Consider the following 21,011-nt stretch of genomic DNA (forward strand, 5'->3'; position numbering starts at 1 on the left):
ACCCTTTGAGAACACCTTTAAAACTCTTTGAAAAAAAATGAATTGGTACAAAACCTAGTGGCAAAATATACAAAACCTGCTGGCAAGCTACAGGCAAGCTACACTAGCTACAACCTGCTGGCTGGGGAACTTGGATTCGAACCAAGATTGACGGAGTCAGAGTCCGCTGTTCTACCATTAAACTATTCCCCAATAAGCCAATTTTACCATTTCTAGCAGATTCTATAGTGTAGGCAAGTGCAAAAAATCTTTAGATTATCAATAATAAAGAGCGATAGGGATATCATTATAATCCCAGTGGTGGCGGCCTCGATATTTTAGCATATAGCAATAAGTGAGTAAAAACATATAAATAGAGCACACCGCGAATGGAAGCATCACAAACTCTTATTGAAATATCCTCTATATAGGGGCAGTTTCTACTAAATCATGGAGAATTAATGAGTAATATTTCCACTTATCCTGTTACCCCAAACCTACAGTTGGTATATGTCTCAAACATAGAGTATTCTACAGCTTTTTATAAATTCATCTTCAAGAAAGAGCCTGTGTTTACTTCGCCACGCTATGTTGCATTTGCTTCTTCGGGGGATGCACTCTTTGCTCTCTGGTCAGGGGGCGATACGCCTGAGGAGAATGTGCCTCGTTTTTCAGAAATCGGCATTATGTTGCCAACAGGAGAGGACGTAGATAAGCTATATGCGGAATGGCAAGAGCAAACCACTGTTGAGATAAATGTTTTGAAGGAACCGTATACTGATGTATTTGGACGTACCTTCCTAATCAAAGATCCGGACGGACACATTATTCGTGTTTGTCCACTGGATTAAAAAGTTTGAGATCCGATCTTTAATCGCCTAAATTATAGTACCTCAATTATAATAATTATCTGTTTCCAAAACCTATAAGCTATGCACGCTAAGAGGCTTACTTGCGGCGCGTGGCTTATTCGTTCGGTGCTGTTCCATTTATATTCAGCCCCACAGCCTGCCTGTTTCCACAGGTGGTCTAATTGGTTTGGAGATCAGTCGGCGTTATTGCATGGCCAGTGATCAGTACTTGTAAAATCATAAAAGCTATCCCTCATCGCACTTATATTGAGCCTTTTATTGGAATGGGAGGAATATTCTTTACAAGGAAATTGATATCTTTATGAAGTTAAAAAGGCATTGTACAAAAACTAATAAAATAAATATATTAAGTGCAATTATTTTATATGAATCCACTTAAGAATCCATACTTTTATGCATGTTTGAATTGATCATTTTTTATATAGGATTGCCATGGATGTATAGATTATAAAAAGCAAATCATGATGCAAATACTATAACGCATGGGTGCATTCAAATGAAATGAAAAGCGGTTATTATTCATAACGTGTCATAAATTTTATGATACGTTTTTAAAAACGCTTGCTAAAAATTTAGTAAATGATAGGCAGGCATTATATAGATACTATCATCACAATGTTATGTCTTATCAAACCGAAAGCATTTCAATGATATAACGCAAGCAAGCGAGAAAAAACGTTTTAAAAGTTACAGTTTAAAAATACAAAACCAAATGAGCTCTCTCAAAATTTGGGGGCACCTATTGAAAAAAAGATGAGGCAGAAAAATTCAAAACCATTGTAACATCTAAGGCATGGGATTTTACTCAATTTTGTGTCAAAAGCTATAATGTTTAAAGATGGCTATTCCAAAGATAATGCTTCCAAAATTGAATTGATTGATTTTGCCAACTCAAATTTGAGCTGGTTAATTTGCAAAGAAGTTACATTTGAGTGCAAAATGAAAAGATACTTATGAAAGCCTTATTGAGAAGACATTCATTTAAGATGCATTTTCTTTTGATAAGTTTTCATATTTCTAAATAGAGCCCTTGCAATATGATACGTTTTGTATATATGCATTCATTACTCCATTGTGGATGATTCATTTGAATCTTATAATCAATATCTGAAAGCCGCGTCATGTCATTTGGCTCGGCTTTCTTTTTTGAATTCTCTCTTTAGATAGGTTTATAGCTATTAGATAAGGCTTTCCCATAAACAGAGACAGATATACGTGTATTATTATGGAAAGGATTTATTTGCGAGAGGATTACCAGACGATGTTTGCTTTGCTTGTGCAATTAAAGGGAAAGTTTCTTCTCTCTCAATTATGTGCTTCAGATCCGAAAAATCTTTAGCCAATTTAAGATAAAAGGGGTTGGCACATCTTATACATGTGGTTCAAAGAATCCGCACCGGCTCAAGAGCTTATCATCTCAAATTGCAATTTTTAGAGGAAGAGAAAATATGCATTAAAGGGATTTTAAATAACCCTTGAAAGTTTTTGAAGATCCTTTGAAAAAAATAAATTGATGCAAAATCTACTTTCAAATTATACAAAACCCGATGACAAGCTACAATCATTAAATACGGGCTGGGGAACTTGGATTCGAACCAAGATTGACGAAGTCAAAGTCAGCTGTTACACCATTAAACTATTCCCCAATAAGCCAATTTTACTATCCCTAGCAGATTCTACGGTGCATGTAAGCGAAAAAAATTTTATGATTATCGATAATAAAGAGCGATAGGGATGTCATTAATTGTTTTGATTTGAATATCGACATCATAAATGTCTTTAAGAATTTTTGGTTGCATGATTTCTTTTGGAGTCCCACAATAGGCTGCTTTCCCATTTTTCAGTGCAACAATCATATCTGAGTAAGATGAGGCAAAATTAATATCGTGCATAACAATAAGAATGGTTTTTTTCAGTTCATCAGCTGTGCGGCGTAATTGCTTCATCATAGAAACGGCATGTTTCATATCCAGATTGTTTAATGGCTCATCTAAGAGAAGATAATCAGTGTCTTGGCAGATAACCATTGCTATAAAAGCGCGTTGACGCTGACCGCCAGAAAGTTCATCTAAAAAACGGTCTTGTAAATCTTGTAAGCCGAGATAGCGTAGTGCACTGTCGATAAATTGTTTATCTTCATGTGTATACCAGCCTTTTGAATAAGGATAGCGCCCAAAACTTACTAAATCATACACGGTTAAACGGAAGGATAAAGGATTATCTTGACGTAAAATTGAGAGTTTTTGAGCCAAAATATCGTGAGGAATTTTATCAATATCAAAGCCGTCAATGTTAATTGTCCCTTGATGGTGCGGTAAAAGACGTCTTATCAGCATTAAAAGAGTTGATTTTCCCGAACCATTGGGCCCAATGAGAGAAATAATCCCCCCTTTTGGAAGATGAAGGCATAAATTATCGATAATCAATCGTGCTCCGTACGCCTTGGAAAGATGATTGATCTCAATCATTTTAATTTTCCCTTCATCAATAACATTAAGAAGACGATACCTCCACAAAACTCAATGATAAAACTTAAACGCCCTGCCATATGAAAAATTTGCTCTAAAATAAATTGTCCCCCCACCAAACAAATAATCGCTAATAATATTGCAATAGGGACAACAACACTGTGTTTTGTTTGAGGAGAAAGTTCATAGGAAAGATTGGCAACTAACAGTCCAAAAAAAGTGACGGGGCCTACCAATGCGGTGGAAATGGATACAAGAATGGAAACAAAAATAAGGACAGCTGTCGCACTTTTGTGGTAATTAACGCCAAGATTGAGAGCATTTTCACGTCCCAAAGCCAAAATATCAAGAAGATGACGTGAACGCCATCCAATCAAACTTACAATGAAGACAATGATTGTGGCAAAGCTTATTAATGACGTATTGAATTTATTAAAATTTGCAAACATGATGTCCGTTAAATTCATCATTTGGTCTGGATTTAATTGCAATTGCATAAACATGCGTAAACTGAAAAAAAAGCCGCCTAAAACAACACCAATTAAAAGCGTCAAGTGAAGCCCTTTTAAGCTTCCTGAAAAGAGCCAGCGAAAAAGACTTGTTGAAAAGATAATGAGAATGAGGGCTTCGAGAATGAGCTGCCCTTCTTCATTCAAAAAGGGCAAAGAAAGAGAGCCTACAAAATACAGCAGGATAGTCTTTATTAAAATATAAAGCTGATCAAATCCCATAAGTGAAGGGGTAAGAAGATGATTGTTAACAATTGTTTGAAACAAAACCGTAGAAACGCTTATTGCATAGGCAATAAGGAGCAGAGAGATAAGTTTTGTAAGGCGAAATGTCCATGTATAAACATTGATATTCCACGCCATGTAAAGACTAATGACAGTACATGCCATGATGATAAGCGTCGTTAATACACATATTGTTGTTTTTTTTCTATCCAAGATGCTTTCTCCAGCGTAAAAGGAGTATTATAAAAATAAAACTACCGATCACGCCCATCATGGTACTGATGGGAATTTCAAAAGAAGGTTGAATGATTCGTCCTAAAAGATCACAAATCAAGACCAATCCTGCGCCGCTGATTGCTACCCAAGGAGCGGTATAGCGCATATTATCTCCCATGAAACTTGAAACAATATTTGGAATAATCAACCCAACAAAAGGAATACGGCCAATGGTACAGACGACAACAGCGGTAATTGAGGCGACAATAAAAAGGCCAAAAAACATGACAACACGATAATTCAATCCAAGGTTATTGGTTAAATCTTCTCCCAAACTTGCAACCGTAAAGCGATCAGCCGTACAATAGGCCAGAATACAAAGGGGAAGGGATAACCATAAAAGCTCATATTTTCCTTCAAGAATCATCGCAAAACTGCCAAATAAGTAAGCTTGAAGAGAAGGAAGTAACATTTCATAATCTGCAATGGCATTGGTTAAAGAGCCAATAATATAACTTAGCATAATCCCTGTAAGGGGGACAATGAGAGCAGATTTTAGAGGAATGCGTTGCAATAAAAACATAAAAAGTAAAGTGCCTGCCATGGCAAAGATTGTCGCAACGACCATTTTTCCTAAAACAGGAACATCGGGCAAAAAAATCATAATAAAAAGAATGCCAAGGGAAGCAGATTCAACGGTTCCGACGGTTGATGGCTCGACAAAGCGATTGCGTGTTAATAGTTGCATAATCATACCTGAAAGTGCAAGTGCTGCGCCTACTAAAATGATTGCAATGGTACGAGGAAGACGCGTTTGCCAAAAAATAAGCCACGCATGGGGATCGGCTGCGAAAAGGTTAGAAGGTGAGACATCAGAATAACCAACAAAAATGCTGAGGATAGACAGGAAAATTAGAAGTGTTATGGTTATCCAGTAATTCTTCACGTTAAATCATTTTCTAACAAAATTTAATAAAAAAACAAAGGTTATTTTATAAACAACCTCTGCTTTTAAATTTTATTTATATAGCAAGCAAGCTCTTTCGTGCGCTTATTTGCTCTTTGTAAAGGCTTCATTGATTTGCTGTGCGGTTTCAATGAGTGCCGTTAAACCACCATTTGCACGATACCAGCTCCAAGAGTCCAAATAAATAATTTGGTTTTGTTTGCTTGCTGTTGTGCGGTGAACAAGCTCATTGTTGAGCAATTGTGCTGCGGATTGTCCTTCCCGCCCAATGGCTGCATCGCGATCAATCACTAACAACCAATCAGGATTGGTTTCAAGAATGAATTCAGGAGAAATGAGTTGTCCATGTTTTTGCACGGTAAGTTTATCGGTTGCAGGGGCAATTCCAAAAGCGGAGTGAAAAATATCGAAACGTGATTTTGGTCCGAAAGCACTGATTTTTCCACCAGAGGTCATGAGTATGAGCCCGGTGCCTTTTCCTTGGGTATTTTTATGGACTTCAGCAAAAGCTTCATTGAGTTTTGCAATTTCCTTTTCTGCTTCTTGTGTTTTGCCAAAAATTTTTCCAAGGATAGACACATTTCGTTTAATATCTTCAAGAGAATTTTCATTTTCTACTGTTAGATCAATTGTTGGAGCTATTTTGGATAAGTCTTTATATTTTGCTTGGGTTCTGGAGGAAATAATAATCAAATTGGGTTGAAGAGTGGCAATTTTTTCATAATCGGGCTCAAAAACGGTCCCTATTCTTTCATATCTTGCATCGTCAAATTGTTGCAGATAGGAAGGTTTTTTTCCTTCAGGAACGCCGATAACTGCTTGGATACCAAGGCGATTCATATTATCTAGCGAGGCAAGATCAAACACAACAACCTTTTGCGGAGAAGTGGGAACAGAAGTCGTGCCTGAAACATGATCAATTGTTATATTTGTCTGGGTACTCGTATTTGCAATACTCGTATGCGTCCACAAAATCGTTGCAAAACTAATTGCAACCAGTAAAACACAAGTCATCCATTTCATATATTTTATCATCGTGATTTTATCCTTTTATCTAATATTACAAAGGTTTGCGCACTTAAAAACTTAACTTTGGTATTTTTATGCACAAAATGAAGCGTAAATAAATAACACTATGTTGTAAAGTTGACTGACATATGTTACAAATTGTTCACTTACCTCATTTTCACTTAATTCTAGTGTTTTTGCAACATTATTTAGAAAGTTTGACATATGATCAATGTATTTAAAAAGCGTACACGTTTGTACGCACTGACAGCGAGTGCTCTTTTCCTTTTACAAGGTGTTGATGCTTCTATAGCGAGTAGTGGTGTTCCTGGTGGTGTTCCTGGTGGTGTTCCTGGTGGTGTTGGTGCCAATGCATGTAATGTAGTGAGTTATAAAAGTTTTGTTGATCCTTTATCACCTATTGTTTGTAGTGATAGAAAAGAACACTCAATGAAGTATAGTACGGTTATGGTGAAGAAGGAGGGTGCTAATGCTGTAGCAGCGGGAATGGTTGATTTTAATAAAAGAAATGTTGTTGAAGGATCAGCAAAAACTACTAAACAGACGATTATTAAATTGTACTCTTCATCTCTTAGGAATCAACCTGGTTCAGGTGTTAAGGAGGATATAACGCCGCAGTATGGGAGCGCTGTATTTGCATCAGAAGATGGAGTGATTAAATTGGAAAGCTCGTGGATTCGTGATTTTGACACTGGGCTTTACGCTTCATATGGTGGAAAGGTCGTTATGGAAAAAGGGAAAATTCATAATGCAATTATGGGTGCTGAGGCTGTGAATGAATCACTTATTCTGTTGCGTGATACAGAGATTAATGTGTCGGGCCAACAGGGGGGGAGTAGTGAAGAGGAATCTATTGATGATGCAACTGGTTTGCGTGCTAGCACTGGATCAGTAATAGACATGAAATTGGGGAAGGTTATTGTACCGACAGGTGGAACTGTAGTTGTGGCAGAAAACGGAGGAATCATTCAACTAGATACTGTTAGTGTTACAATCAATGGAAGTAAACCTAACGTTGCAGGACAGCAACCTAACGCTGCAGCACAGCAATTGAGTAGCATTTTATCTACAGATGTAGGTTTTATTTCCTTTAAAAATGGAAACATTAGTCATTCAAATTCTGTTGGTATATGGGCCTTTGACAATGATGCTGAAGATTCTGAAAATGATGCAAGAAATTGTAATAGAAAAGTGAAGCGTATTGAAATGGATGACCCCACTGTCGAGTTTCTTTCTTCTTTGGGCTATGCTCGCTATCTTATACCCAAAATTTTAGGACAAAAGACAAGGACAGGAACCGATGCAGAAAGAACCGATGAAAGAACCGATGAAGTGGATTTTAGGATTAGGGCTTCTGTAAAATCTTCAACTATTAACTTGAGTGGCGAAAGGTCTATAGGCGTATATCTTGATAATCAATCCGATGATTCAGAACAGAGCCAAATAAAAAGTGCCCAATTACAAAATAAGCAGTCTTTAGTTCTTTTGCAAAACACTACTTTTAATGTGCCAGATGGTACAGCCATTGTAGGTAATCATATGAGAGGTTCTGTCCTTATAGATAACACATCGAATGTTTCTGGTAATTCATTCTTACAAGCTCTATCTACTTCTGAGGTGTCGGTTTTTGTTAATGATTCTATAGTTAGAGGTGAAGCTTATGTTGAAAAAGGTTCTCAGGGTAAGCTTTTTTTGTTCAATGAATCAAAGTGGCATTTAACGAAAAGTAGATTTGCGAAGCATAATAATGGGAATTGCGAGGATTCATGTATTTCATTTGTAAAACTTGACAATTCTGCTATTTCGTTTTTGCCTTTACAAAATGGTGCTAATTTACAAAACTATAGTTATCAAATGCTTCGCATAGGAAATGGGGAAGGCACAGTTTACACCGCTTCTGGGGATTCTCATATTTATTTCGGTGCATTTGTGCCGGCTGATGCATCAGAGGATTCTCAACTATCTGATAGGCTTTTAATTCATGGTGATGTTTCTGGTCAAACTAAGGTGCATGTGCTTCCAATTAGACAAAATGGTGATGATCAACAAGATCAGAGTGCTCAAGGTTATAAACCTCAGAGTATTTCAATTATTCAGGTTTATGGCGAGGCGAGAAAAGATTCTTTTACGCTGAATGATGCGTATGTTACAATAAGCGGTTCACCTTATCAGTATATCCTTCGTGCTTACGGTCCAACGACTCCTTCGAAGATGAAATATTTCGATAATAAATTGGTAAAAAGTAAACAGATTTGGGATTACCGGTTAGAAAGTAAAATAGAAGCTGCAAATGGTACTAAGGCAGAACCTCCTTTGGCATCAGAAATAGTCTTAGCGGAATACACATGGGCTGTTCCTCGTTTATTTAATACAGTTTTTAATCTTGAGTATTTTGATAATTTTGAGGTTAGCGGAGAAGAAAAGGAAGCCGCTGGTACAAGAGATGTTGTTCCTGCAGGCGCCTCTGGTGTTAACCCAAGAGCAGGCACTTTAGGGAGATCTGATACAGGTGATGTAAGTCATGAAGAGGCTGGAAATGAGCCCTCTACAATATCAGATCCTTTACCTACTGTTCTACATACCTTGACAACTGAGGAGACTGTTGATGGAAATGAAAGAAGGGTATCGAATCCTTATATTCCGGGGGAAACTTTCAGTTATGATGAAGAACTGGTAACAAATGATGAAAGTACAGGTATTTATCTTTTTGCTGTTGATGGAAGTGAAGATCCTAGACAGAATGCAAATGAAGTAGAATATACTATAGTAGGTTACGGTGATTCTGATACAGTTGGTGTGAATTCTGGAGTTCATAGAACAGAGACAGGTGATGAAGATCATACAGACGGTGGATATGAAGGATACTATGATGTTGAGACAGGTGATGAAGATCATACAGACGGTGGATATGAAGGGTACTATAATGTAGAGAGTGAAGCATCTGAAGTTGTAATGTCTATTCCTTCTCCTACTCCATCTCTTGTTGCTTCTACTGTATCTGAGGGGGGCGCATCTACTGTGCAGGGTGGGGCTGGAATATCTGAAGTTGTAACGTCTATTCCTTCTTCTACTACGTCTCCTGTTACTCCTACTGTATCTGAGGAGGGCACATCTACTGATCAGGGTGGGGCTGGAATATCTGAAGCTGTAACGTCTGTTCCTTCTTCTACTACGCCTTCTGTTGCTTCTGCTGTATCTGAGGAGGGCACATCTACTGATCAGGGGAAGGCTAGAACATCTGAAGTTGTAACGTCTATTCCTTCTTCTACTACGTCTCCTGTTACTCCTACTGTATCTGAGGAGAGGGCATCTACTAATCCTGCAAGATCTGGGACATCTGGGCATAACGTATATACTGTTTCGTCCAATTCATCTCCTTCATCTAGAGGTAGAAGTTCGTTAAATTTAATACTTTCAGGAGCTAGTTCACTTGGGAGATCTGATCCAGATAGGGTTTCAGTGATATCGACAGATGGGATTTCTGTATCATCTGGGCATACTATATCGAATAAGCTTCCATCTATAAAATCAGCAGCTTCCATAAAGCCTTCTTCTGCGGTTTCTGAGAAATCTTCTACACCTTCTAATGGACCTGTTGGACGTATTGTTCCGCCTAATAGTATTGGTAAGGAAACGATTTCTTCTACATGTGATGATATGAATAATAATAATGGAGAGAAGGGATCACGGACTATTTATTTGTGTAGAGATGGTAAATCGCGGACAATAACAGGGAAGACACTGAAGGCAAGTGAGAAAACTCAGCATTCTATGCATGCAATAAATCCAAATACAGTTATCAAGCTAGAGGGTACTACTATTAGTGGTGCGGATTCTTCAGATAGTAAAGATAATTTTGGTGTTACTCCATCAAAACTCGTGAGTGCTGTGCTTGCAGAAGAAAAAGCAGAGATTGTTTTGGATAAAAACTCAACAATTCAATCTTCTGTGATTGGGCTTGAAGCTAAAAGTGGCGGGAAGGTTAAGATGATTGGTGGAACAGTAGATGCGCTTTATGTGGGCGCTTTGGCGGGTTCTGGATCATCTGTTGATTTAAAGGATACGAAAATTAACGTAACGGGGGATTTAGCTGTGGCTGGTTTGGCGAGTCAGGCTGGTGAGGTAACTATGGACTCTGGAACGGTTATGCTGACAAATGGAGTGGCTGTGAGATCAGAAGCGGGGGGACGTGTAAGATTAAACAAAGTTAATATTACTGCGAAAAAAGAAGCAGGAAAGTCGAATTCTACAGAGAAATTTGGACGTGCAGCTTTTTTGGTGAGTGATAATGCTTCTGTTGATTTTAAGAACGGAAATGTTGTTACTGATGCTCATGCTTTGTGGATTATAAAGTCTGATGATAATGTAGTTGAGACCGGCTCTTCTAGGAGAAGGAGATCTTCTGACGTTCGTCCTACTATGAATTACGTAAATATCGAGTTTTCTACTGTTAAAGTGGAAGGCGACGGAGTCTACGGCATATATTTTGATGGGGGAACGCAGAAGGAAGCGAGTCAACAAAATCGAAGTCAGAATCTAGAAATTGCGCAAACAGGCGTTGTTAAGCGGAGCGTTGTATCCAAACAGGAGAATACACCTATAGGCGTAACGGGGACAGTTTCGTTGAAAAAAACTGATTTTCAAGTTGCAAATGGTATAGCTATCTATGGTAATAATTCTGGTGGTCATGTTTCATTAGAAAATAAAACAACTCTTGCTGGTGACTTGTTATTAAAAGCCGAGAATGATTCGAACATATTGGTTTCAGTTGATAGTTCTATTGTTACAGGCGGTGTTCGCGTTGATAAAAATTCTTATGCAAAATTAGACTTGGCTAATAATTCACAGTGGATTCTAAAAAGAAGTGCACAGAGGAATTTAGGAACTCTAGATTCAGGATGTGTGGATTCATGCATTGCTTCTGTAAGTCTTGTAAATAGTGCTATTGATTTTGCACCTTCGGAATCTGAAGGCAAATATCAGACTCTCCATATTGGAAATGGGAAAGGAACAGTTTATGCGGCACAGGGTAATGCTGTAATTCATCTCAATGCACGTTTAAATCCTCGTGATCCGAGTGATCAGCAAGTCACTGATCGGCTTGTCATTCATGGTGATGTTTCTGGAAAAACAAAAATACATGTACGAGGTGATGCGGGCAATGTAGGAGATGGTAAAGCGAATGCCAAGATTGCTCATAGTGTTTCAATTATTCAGGTTTATGGTCAAGCGAAGAAAGACTCTTTCCAACTCGATGGCAATTATGTTGCACTGAGAAACTCACCTTACAAATACACCCTTCGTGCTTATGCTCCAGAAGCGACTTCGAAACAGGAGCATGTTCAGCAGAAATTTGTTAAGGATGGTGGAGAATTTTGGAACTTCCGTCTAGAAAATCAGTATGTTAAGTCTGTTGGATCTGCTGCCCTTCCTGCACAATTTGTAAGGTCTGTTGTTCCACAGGTTCCAACTTATCTCAGCTTGCCTAATAGCGTATTCCACGCTGGTTTGATGGATATTAGCAATCAAAATAAGCAATTGGAGACGTTGCGGATGACTTCTACAGGAATGGTAGAGGTTCGTGAAAATCCTGCTTTATACTTGCGCGGCTATGGTGGAAGTTACCGTTATGCTTCAGATCTGTCCGCACTTGAATATGGTTACGGAGGTGATCTTAGTTATAATGGTGTAGAGGCAGGTGTTTTGCTGCAAACTATTGAAAATGCTGATAGTGCTATATCCTTTGGCGTTATGGGAACTTATGGAAAACTTTCTCTGCAGCCTGTGAATGTTGAGCACAGTCAGAAGAGTGCATTTGATAAATGGACTGCTACGGTATATGGTAGCATGCAGCATAATGTTGGCTTCTATGTTGACGGTCTTTTATCCTATGGTCTGTTCAAAGGTGATGTTCTCACCCTTGCACGGGGTAAAACAGCAACATTAAAAGGTAATCCTTTGAGTGTTTCTTTAGCTGGTGGTCAGACAATTATGACAGGATATAAGGGCTTTGTCTTTGATCCGCAGGTTCAGGTTGTGTATCAACATCTCCAGTTTAATAAGGCCCGTGATATCGACAATTTTAATATTGAAATGGGTAACCTTAATCAGTGGGTAGCACGTGTTGGTGGACGTTTAACCAAGATTCCTACAGGTTCTGAAGGCGTGAATGCTGTTGCTTTCTATGGTAAGCTTTATCTTGCTCATGGTTTTGAAGGAAAACAGTCTGTGCATTTCAATGATGCTTTCAAGTTAGGAGCTTTTGGTTCTTCTCTAGAGGCTGGATTAGGTTTTAATGCCAAATTGTTGCCACAGTTCTCTCTGCATGCTGATATTCTCTATCAACATAAGCTTAATAAGGCTGGTTTTTCGGGAACAAGTTTTTCCGGAGGAATACGTTATCAGTTTTAATATAAGGTACACTATGTACCTTTTTAGAAAAGGCAGCACATTGTGCTGCCTTTTTTCTTTGTAACAACTTGTGTTGTCTTTAAAAGATTTTCGTCTTCTTGATTGAGCAAAAAAATATAGTTTATTTTACGCATGAGAGCGTTTTTCTACGCTAAAGTAAATTTTCTTAAAATTTTTGCTGTTGATGGTGCAATAGAGTGACTCATTTTTATGGGCTTTTTAAGAGTGCAGGGGGGGATGCCATGCGTTACATTGTATTTTTAGGTAATGTATTTATTTATATAGATAATTTAATTTATTTTGCATGTTGAATGAGAGTCTTGAATATCGTAAGATTTTTTCATTTCAAATTTCTCTATGTTGAATCAATCAAAACCATTCGTTTGCACGTTACAAGCGAAATTAACATGTGGATATAAATTGTACAAGAAAAGACTAAAGGTGCCTATAATGCACTGTTTCAAAGGTTAATGGTTGTCGTAAAACCCACGAGCTGGCAAAGTGTGTGATGGTGTCGGCTTGCTTCTTCATAAGCATAAAGATGGAGCGGCTCGATGATTTTATCGTTATACCATTTATGGGCGTTGTCGTGAAATGGGCTTGGGAGCATTGAGAGATATCTCTTTAAAACAAGTACATGAATATGCAAAGCAATGGTTTTCTGTTTTGCGTGAGGGACGTGACTCCATAAAGAGCGTGACAAACAAAAGCGTGAGGCAATAAATAATCTTCATTAAGGTACCATATTGATGTTTTCTAAAGCTCGTTTTTGAGAGTTTGTTTTTTACGGATTTAAATCATTGTTTCATTCATCTCCTTGTGGATTAATTTTTAAAGTTCACAAGGCTAGATTGTGTTTTTAATTAATTGCACGCACTGGTTTCATTTTTTCTTTACACGAAATACAGAATGCATTATACACTTATAAATTGTGTTTTGTTATTATTCTCTTATAGATGGTTTTTAGCGTAGAGCTTCTGCCAGGTTTATTGGGATAATTCATTGCACGGTTCAAATGAGCATGAGGCATGTCCTTTTGTTACGCCTTTCATATTTTGAGGGGCAGAAAGGGGTGTTTTGTAAGTGCTTTTGTTTTTAATGAGAGGGGTAGAAAAGTTTCGAGGGAACTATGATTAAAGTTTTTAGAAATCATGTATGTTTATGTGCTTGTACAACAGCTATCCTCTCTTTGTTCCAAAATGGAAGAGAAGTTTATGCGGCTACAGAGGGGAAGGATAGTAAACCTTATGTTATAAAGGTTATCCCAGTTGTCTCTGCTAATTCTTCTCCTCATCTTAGTGGGAGTAATAAGCATAAGCTTCCTCTTAAGGGAGAGAGTGGGGGGAAAGGTTATCCTACTCATCATATCGATATTGACAATGACGATGAGGGTATTCGTGGGGGGAGCGATTATCGTAAGCTGAGTGGAGTGGATGGAGAGAATGAACATCAGAAAAATGTAGATAATACGGTTAAAAATGAGCACTCTGATGAAAGAGGTGTGAATCCTGGGTTTTATTACTATAGTGGATTATATTATATATGCGATAATTGCGGGACAGATCCTAAAATTGATAATAAATCTTATAGGATTACAAATGAAAACGTTTCCCTCTATCCTGATAATCCCACTGCTATAACGGTGAAAGGAATAGGTACAGAAGTTCGCGGGAAGAATGTAACTGTTAGCAGTGAAGTTGCTGATGAGACTTTTCTAGTGGGTGTGCACGTATTAGAAAACGGTAAGGTTGTTTTAAAAGATCCGACTATCAAAAATACAGTTATAGGCCTTCGTGTAAGTAATGGAGTGATTGAGGTAAAAAATGGAAAGATTAAGGAGAGTCATGAAGGTGTTGATGCAGCAGAGAACTCGTTTGTTCTTTTAGAAGATACAGACATTAAGACAGCTGATGGGAATGCAAGTCTTTTAAGTTATGAGCGTTCAGAAGTTTGGATGTCAGGTGGATCAGTTGATTTTATGAACAGTCATGGGGTTTCTTCCATGTTAGGTGGGAAGGTAAATCTCGAGAATGTTAGAATTACTGGGAAAGGTAAAGAAAAAAATTCGGATAATCATGCGGTTTTTCGTACGGATTTAGAGGGGATTGTTAATTTAAAAGGTACGACTGTTCGTGCTGTGGATGTCCATGGCATATTATTAGAAAATACAATCAATCCTATTTCTCAGCAGGAAGTTAAAGATTTATCTAATAAGGATTCTCATTCTGAGTCTGGAATTTCTGCGACTGAGGTTAATATTAAATCCTCTACTATTAATGTAAAGGGTGAGGGATCTTATGGTATCTATTTTCAGGGAGAAAAGCCATGGAGCGAAGATGGGGATAAAAAAGAGGAGATTTCATTAGAGGAAGAAAAAGCTCCACCACGATTGGAAGTTGTTAATTTGGATACAACAGAGTTTTCTGTTGAAGACGATACGGCTCTTTATGGCAGCAATGTTATTTCTGGTGCGGTGAGTTTGATGAAAAGCACTCTTCGTTCAGGGAATTTTTTATTAAAAGCTGAGAAAGGGGCATCTGTGATCGTTTTGGCTGATGGTTCTACGCTTGAAGGTCGCACACACGTTGATAAAGACTCTAATGCCGAACTTTATTTGGGAGGTCGTTCTACATGGATTTTACAACAACAGGTGCAAAAAGATCAACGTAAGGTTGCAAATGATTCTTCTATTTCACTCGTTAGTCTTATGGGTGATAGCTCTATTCATTTTAAAAGACCAGAATCTCCTTCTGTTGATGATTATCAAACTCTTCGTATTGGAAAGGGAAAGGGTGAGGTTTATAGAGCACGGGAAGGTGCCTCTATTTCCCTTAATACATACCTGAATATTGGTGGTGCTCTTAATCATCAAAAGACTGATCGTGTTTTAATTCATGGGGATGTTTCGGGAAAAACAAAGCTCCAAGTGCATGGAGTTGCAGGAAGTCCAGGAGGATATACGGGAAAGGGGGGAAATAATGAAGGTATTTCAGTCATTCAGGTTTCAGGAGAAGCAAAGCAAGATTCTTTTCAGTTGAAAGGTGGTTATGTAGCGTTAAACGAATTACCTTATCAATATAAGCTTTATGGTTATGGTCCAGGGTCTGAGTTTGGAAAAGCAAGCATGGATCAAAGATTAGTGGAAGGGAGCGGAGAATTTTGGGATTTCCGCCTTGAAAGTAGGTCTATAGATTCTGATGTTCAACCTAAACCAGATCCTTCTCCTAAGCCAATTCCGGGACCAGAACCTTCTCCAGAACCAGCTCCGGAGCCCCATCCTCGTCCTAAGCCGGGCGTTAAGGCTGTTGTTCCGCAGGTTCCGACTTATCTCCTTTTGCCTAATGCTTTACGTCATATTGGTTTGATGAATGTTAACAATCAAAATAAGCGGTTAGAAGCTTTGCGAATTACTTCTGGGGGCTTATTAGAAAGTCGTGAAAATCCTCTCTTTTTTGTGAGCGGTTATGGCGGCAATCATCGTTATACTTCAAATCTTTCCGCGCTTGAATATGGTTATGGCGGCGAGTTTAATTATAATGCACTAGAAGCAGGTGTTTTGCTAAAAGCAATCGAAAATATGTATGGTTCCACTTCTTTTGGAATTATCGGGGCTTACGAGAGATTTTCTTTGCAACCTTTGAATGTTGAGCAGAGTCAAAAAAGTACATTTGATAAATGGTCAGTTACGGCATACGGTGGTATGCAGCATGATGCAGGTTTTTACGTTGATGGTCTTGTGTCTTACGGTTTGTTTAAAGGTGATGTTCTAACAACTGCACGGGGCAAGACGGCAACATTAAAGGGAAATCCTTTAAGTGCTTCATTGTCTGCTGGTAAAACATTTATGGTAGGAGAGGACGGTTTTGTTTTTGATCCGCAAGTTCAGGTTGTTTATCAATATCTTCAATTTAATAAGGTACGTGATGTGGACGGCTTTGATATTGATTTAGGAAAACTTCATCAGTGGGTAGGGCGTGTTGGAGGGCGTTTAACAAAGAGGCTGGTTGCTACTGATGAGGCTCAGGTTGTTTCTTTCTATGGCAAACTTCATCTTGCTCATGGTTTTGAAGGAAAACAATTTGTGCATTTTAAAGATGCTTTTCAGTTAGGTGCTTTTGGTTCTTCATTAGAAACTGGATTAGGTTTTAATGCTCAATTATCTCAAAAATTTGCGCTTTACGGTGATTTGGTTTATCAGCACAAACTAACGAAAGCTGGTTTTTCTGGAACGAGTTTTTCAGGTGGATTGCGTTATCATTTCTAGTTTTGTTGCTGTTTTTGATTAATCTTTCAAAAAGCTACAAGTTATACTTGTGGCTTTTTCTCATTATCTATTCATTTTGTGTTATAGCATTTTTACGAGAGTGTGACTTTGCATATCTTTAATATGCTTTTGGGTTGGACTTCTTTCGTTTTTTTTGAAAAATCTGAAGAGTTTGTACGTTATCGTTTCAAAATGCGTATTTCAGAGTGATTATTATATTATTTATAATATTTTGATTTATAAAGATATTTTTTAATTTAGGGCGCTGAAATATTTTCAATGCTCTTATGATGAATCCATAAAAAGCATTCCTTTGTCTATTATATGTAAGATTAGCAAGTGGATAATCGTTTAAGAAAGGAGTCAATATAATTTGGGGGATTATGTTAAGAGGGGAGGATTTACAATATTAGAAATTGGCAAAGACAAAGATGCTACTCAGGCGCAATGAGGGCTGTATCCGATAAACTTGATATTATATCTGCTGTCGTTATGAAATGGGGATGGAAATAATGAGATATATCTGAGAAAATTGGTGGATTAGAAACATAAATAACGTATTATTTTTTTGAAAGTGCGTTTTCTTTAAAGAATGTGATAAATAAAAAGATAAAATTATATGTCATTTTCACCTTTTAGATACGGCTCTGAATATTTTTAAATGTTGAAAAGAGATGGTAAAAATCGGAACAGATTTTAATTTTTACACTTTCCTCCTCTTTCTAAATTAGTTCGTATTTCCATAAACACTGTCTAAAACAGCTGTATGTGATAGCTTTGCTTCCCAATTTTGGCATATATTCAGTTTTGTCTGCTTACGAGTGCCTATTGTTTCAATATAATATTTATCTCGAATATTAATTATACACGCTTTGGGTATTGATTAAACAACAGTTAAAATAGGCATTCTTAATGTACAAAAATCTCTTAAAGCTGCTTTTAAATAACAACTTTAAAGATGATTTTTCTCTCATTTTTCAGTTATATTTTTGCAAATTCCTTATAAAAAAATAGATTTAGTCTGTATTTTTAGTAACTTTTAAATTCCATATTTACATAAAACACAAAAAGAATTAATAAGGTCTGCACAGTTAATCCAAAACGTACTAATTTTTCTCTTTGTTAAGTTTTCTTTGATACATTACGTGTTACTTTTATGGGCAAAATTATGGTGTAATTATGGTCAATCTATTTAAAAATCGTTTTTCCTTATGTACTTTTACAACAGCATTTCTTTTTTTTGCACACAATGTTGATGCTACGGTTCAAGATGGTGCTGTTGTTAATACTGGGGTACAAGGTCGTTCTGGCGTTAATGGTAAGACACAAAATAATCAGGATCAATTTTCATGTATTATGAATAGTGAATTTTATCGGTGTAATGATGGTAAAAAACACTACTTTTACAATAAAAATTATCAAAAAACTGATGAAAATACGAATGAAACTGTTGCTATACAAGCATCTGGAAGAAAAACGCTTCTCTTCGGGAAAAATATAACTGTTAAGGATGCTTCAAGTGCTGTTATTTCAAAAGAAAGTTTTTGGAAGTATGGGGTCGTGGCGAGTGAACATGGACAAGTGATTATAGAAAGAGGAGAGATTAACTTTACAAAGGGTATCGGAGTTGAAGTAAGAAATTGGGGACAGGTCGATTTAAGGAGTAGTTCTATTACCGAACAAGGTAGTCAGGGGATGAGTATAGATGACCATAATGAAAATTCAGCTTTTCATGCGTTTGATGCTGGGAGTATCCATTTTGAGAAAGGTAAAGTTAATCTAGCCAATGCTCATGGTTTTTCAATGCATGGGAATAATATCGATGGGAAGGGTATCTTTATAACTATCGTGGATTCTACGGTTTTGGTAGAAAGTAATACGTCTTATGGGTTGCGTTTTTGGGAGGGACTAGGAGACAGAAATGAGGAAATGAAGGATCACGAGTATCCTCATTATTTTTATATTTTTGCGGGTGAGGAAGAGATGTTCGGAAGTCTTCCAAAAACGAACTTACCCGTACGAGGGATTGTTGGCTTGACAAGAACCTCTTTTACAGTTCCAAAGAGTGCAGCTATTTATAGCAGAGGATCTGGTGGTGTTGTTAGGCTGTTGGATAATTCCAAACTTTCTGGAGATTTATTACTGAAGGTTGAGGATGGCTCTTTTGTGAAGGTTTCAGTGGATGCTTCTACACTTGTAGGGGGGACACATGTTGATGAAAGTTCTTCTGCTGAATTTCGGTTGAGAGGTGATTCAAAATGGATTTTATCACGGCCGAAAAATAAAAATTTACAAGTTTCTAGTTCTATAGGTGTTTCATCAATTTCATTAATACATCTTATTGATAGTTCTATTATTTTTGAACAACCAGAAGCTAACATAGTTGATGGCTATCAAACACTTCGTGTTGGGAGAGGAACAGGTGAAGTTTATAAAGCACAAGGTAATGCACATCTTTATCTCAACACCTATTTGAATAAGGGGGGGGCTCTTCAGAATCAAAAAACGGATCGTCTTTTATTCCATGGTGATATTGAAGGAAAAACAATAATACATGTGCATGGTGTTTCAGGAAGTCCAGGAGGTGGTACGGGGCATTATGGAAATGATAAAGGTATCTCGATTATTCAGGTTTCTGGAACAGCAGAGAAAGATTCTTTCTTGTTGGATGGTGATTATATTGCATTGGACGGTCTACCTTACCAATATAGGCTTCATGCTTATGGCCCAAACTCTGAATTAGGAAGAGCGAGTGCGTCTCAAAGATTAGTCGAAGGTGAAGGAGATTTTTGGGATTTCCGCCTCGAAAATGGATTTGTTGATTCTGATACTACATTTAGATTAACTCAGAGTTCTAAACTTGGTTTAGGTGGTGAGCATCATTCTAGGCAAGGCGTTAAGGTTGTTGTTCCTCAGGTGCCAACTTATCTGCTTTTGCCAAATAGTTTATTCCACGCTGGTTTGATAGATATCAGTAATCAAAACAAGCAGTTAGAGATAGTACGGACTAATTTTAGTGGAATGTTGGAAATTCATGAAAATCCTGCTTCATTTTTGCGTGGCTATGGTGGGAGTTATCGTTATGCCTCAGATTTGTCTGCGCTTGAATATGGTTATGGGGGAGATCTAGGGTACTATGCACTAGAGACAGGTGTTTTGCTACAAACTGTTGAAAATGTTGACAGTGTTATATCCTTTGGGGTGATGGGGTCTTATGGAAAGCTTTCTCTACAACCTCGAGATGTTGCACAAAGCCAAAAAAGTACATTTGATAAATGGACTGCTACAGTTTATGGCAGTATGCAGCATGATGTAGGATTCTATGTTGATGGTTTGTTATCGTATGGTCTGTTTAAGGGAGATGTTCTGACAACTGCACGGGGTAAAACGGCAACATTGAAAGGTAACCCTTTAAGTGTTTCCTTGATGAGTGGTCAGAAAATTGCCACAGGATATGAAGGTGTTGTTTTTGATCCACAGGTTCAGGTTGTTTATCAGCATCTTCAATTTAATGAGGCCCGCGATATTGATAATTTTAATATTGAGATGGATAAACTTGATCAATTGATGGTGCGTATGGGTGGTCGTTTGATAAAGACTCTTACTGCGTCTGAAAAAGATCGTGATGTTTCTTTTTATGGAAAGATTCATTTTGCTCATGATTTTGGCAAAGAAAGAGCTGTGCGTTTTAAAGATTCTTTCCAGTTAGCGGCTTTTGGTTCTTCTCTAGAGGCTGGATTAGGTCTTAATGCTCGCTTGTCTCAAAAATTTGCGCTTCATGGTGATTTGGTTTATCAGCATAAGTTGAGTAAAGGTGGTTTTTCTGGAATCAGTTTTTCTGGTGGATTGCGCTATCGTTTTTAGGTGATCGTCTTGGGGTAAGTTGTTTAAAAAGCCATAAGCATAGCTTGTGGTTTTTTATTATTTGTTTGCAACTTTTTAAACAAGTTTTTTAAAAAAATGTTTTTTTGCATGAGCAAGTTTGTTTCTTTTTAGAAACGAGATAGGGCTTTCTGGTTTGCAGTTTTTGCTTCTTATGCTGTTTTTCTTCCTTTAGTGTATTTTTATTAA

At 37.5% G+C, this 21,011-nt stretch carries 8 protein-coding genes, 2 tRNA genes and 3 pseudogenes; 7 read left to right on the forward strand and 6 right to left on the reverse strand.

Translation table 11 applies throughout. The features are described 5' to 3' along the window. Positions 1-118: 118 nt before the first annotated feature. Positions 119-192 (reverse strand) — tRNA-Gln (locus tag ACFIML_RS07745). A gap of 248 nt (positions 193-440) precedes the next feature. Here ACFIML_RS07745 and ACFIML_RS07750 point away from each other — a divergent pair. The 3 genes and pseudogenes from ACFIML_RS07750 to ACFIML_RS07755 all read left to right on the forward strand — a co-directional run. After that, positions 441-830: a VOC family protein gene (locus ACFIML_RS07750; protein WP_375607407.1), complete on the forward strand. Its 390-nt coding sequence runs from the start codon at positions 441-443 to the stop codon at positions 828-830. A 233-nt stretch (positions 831-1,063) separates the two neighbouring features. After that, positions 1,064-1,153, forward strand: a pseudogene (locus ACFIML_RS09435) (DNA adenine methylase); the annotation flags it as partial. 922 nt (positions 1,154-2,075) lie between these two features. Then, positions 2,076-2,286 (forward strand): annotated as a pseudogene (locus ACFIML_RS07755) (DNA adenine methylase); the annotation flags it as partial. A 140-nt stretch (positions 2,287-2,426) separates the two neighbouring features. Here the strand turns inward: ACFIML_RS07755 and ACFIML_RS07760 are convergent. From ACFIML_RS07760 to ACFIML_RS07780, 5 genes are all read right to left on the reverse strand, one after another. Continuing rightward, positions 2,427-2,497: transfer RNA gene (locus ACFIML_RS07760), tRNA-Gln, on the reverse strand. A gap of 63 nt (positions 2,498-2,560) precedes the next feature. Continuing rightward, positions 2,561-3,319 (reverse strand): ABC transporter ATP-binding protein, encoded by a 759-nt coding sequence (locus ACFIML_RS07765; protein ID WP_375607406.1) that lies wholly within the window; start codon positions 3,317-3,319, stop codon positions 2,561-2,563. Continuing rightward, the gene (locus ACFIML_RS07770; protein WP_375607405.1) at positions 3,316-4,266 is read right to left on the reverse strand and encodes an iron chelate uptake ABC transporter family permease subunit; all 951 of its coding nucleotides are present in this window, start codon (positions 4,264-4,266) and stop codon (positions 3,316-3,318) included. The genes ACFIML_RS07765 and ACFIML_RS07770 overlap by 4 nt, the downstream gene beginning before the upstream one ends. Next, on the reverse strand, positions 4,259-5,215 hold the full coding sequence (locus ACFIML_RS07775) for an ABC transporter permease (RefSeq protein WP_375607404.1): 957 nt from the start codon (positions 5,213-5,215) through the stop codon (positions 4,259-4,261). The genes ACFIML_RS07770 and ACFIML_RS07775 overlap by 8 nt, the downstream gene beginning before the upstream one ends. A 105-nt stretch (positions 5,216-5,320) precedes the next feature. Then, a complete protein-coding gene (locus tag ACFIML_RS07780; protein ID WP_375687808.1) occupies positions 5,321-6,271 on the reverse strand; it encodes a siderophore ABC transporter substrate-binding protein in 951 nt (316 codons plus the stop codon). Between the two features lie 198 nt (positions 6,272-6,469). On the opposite strand from ACFIML_RS07780, the gene ACFIML_RS07785 reads away from it, so the two are divergent. The 4 genes and pseudogenes from ACFIML_RS07785 (at position 6,470) to ACFIML_RS07800 (ending at position 20,804) form a co-directional block, all read left to right on the forward strand. Beyond that, a complete protein-coding gene (locus tag ACFIML_RS07785) occupies positions 6,470-12,676 on the forward strand; it encodes an autotransporter outer membrane beta-barrel domain-containing protein (protein WP_375687809.1) in 6,207 nt (2,068 codons plus the stop codon). A 501-nt stretch (positions 12,677-13,177) separates the two neighbouring features. Beyond that, positions 13,178-13,410: pseudogene (locus ACFIML_RS07790) on the forward strand (Arm DNA-binding domain-containing protein); the annotation flags it as partial. Positions 13,411-13,805: 395 nt separating this feature from the next. Further along, a complete protein-coding gene (locus ACFIML_RS07795; RefSeq protein ID WP_375687811.1) occupies positions 13,806-16,940 on the forward strand; it encodes an autotransporter outer membrane beta-barrel domain-containing protein in 3,135 nt (1,044 codons plus the stop codon). Positions 16,941-18,119: 1,179 nt separating this feature from the next. Continuing rightward, positions 18,120-20,804: an autotransporter outer membrane beta-barrel domain-containing protein gene (locus tag ACFIML_RS07800; RefSeq protein ID WP_375687813.1), complete on the forward strand. Its 2,685-nt coding sequence runs from the start codon at positions 18,120-18,122 to the stop codon at positions 20,802-20,804. The last annotated feature ends 207 nt before the right edge of the window (positions 20,805-21,011 follow it).

Source organism: Bartonella sp. AC62GZZY (assembly GCF_042196525.1).
Classification (GTDB): domain Bacteria; phylum Pseudomonadota; class Alphaproteobacteria; order Rhizobiales; family Rhizobiaceae; genus Bartonella.

Excerpts from the sequence above, each read along its gene's own strand:
- ACFIML_RS07750 (WP_375607407.1), top strand. The coding sequence starts at position 441 with ATGAGTAATATTTCCACTTATCCTGTTACCCCAAACCTACAGTTGGTA.
- ACFIML_RS07765 (WP_375607406.1), bottom strand. The coding sequence starts at position 3,319 with ATGATTGAGATCAATCATCTTTCCAAGGCGTACGGAGCACGATTGATT.
- ACFIML_RS07780 (WP_375687808.1), bottom strand. The coding sequence starts at position 6,271 with ATGATAAAATATATGAAATGGATGACTTGTGTTTTACTGGTTGCAATT.
- ACFIML_RS07785 (WP_375687809.1), top strand. The coding sequence starts at position 6,470 with ATGATCAATGTATTTAAAAAGCGTACACGTTTGTACGCACTGACAGCG.
- ACFIML_RS07795 (WP_375687811.1), top strand. The coding sequence starts at position 13,806 with ATGATTAAAGTTTTTAGAAATCATGTATGTTTATGTGCTTGTACAACA.
- ACFIML_RS07800 (WP_375687813.1), top strand. The coding sequence starts at position 18,120 with ATGGTCAATCTATTTAAAAATCGTTTTTCCTTATGTACTTTTACAACA.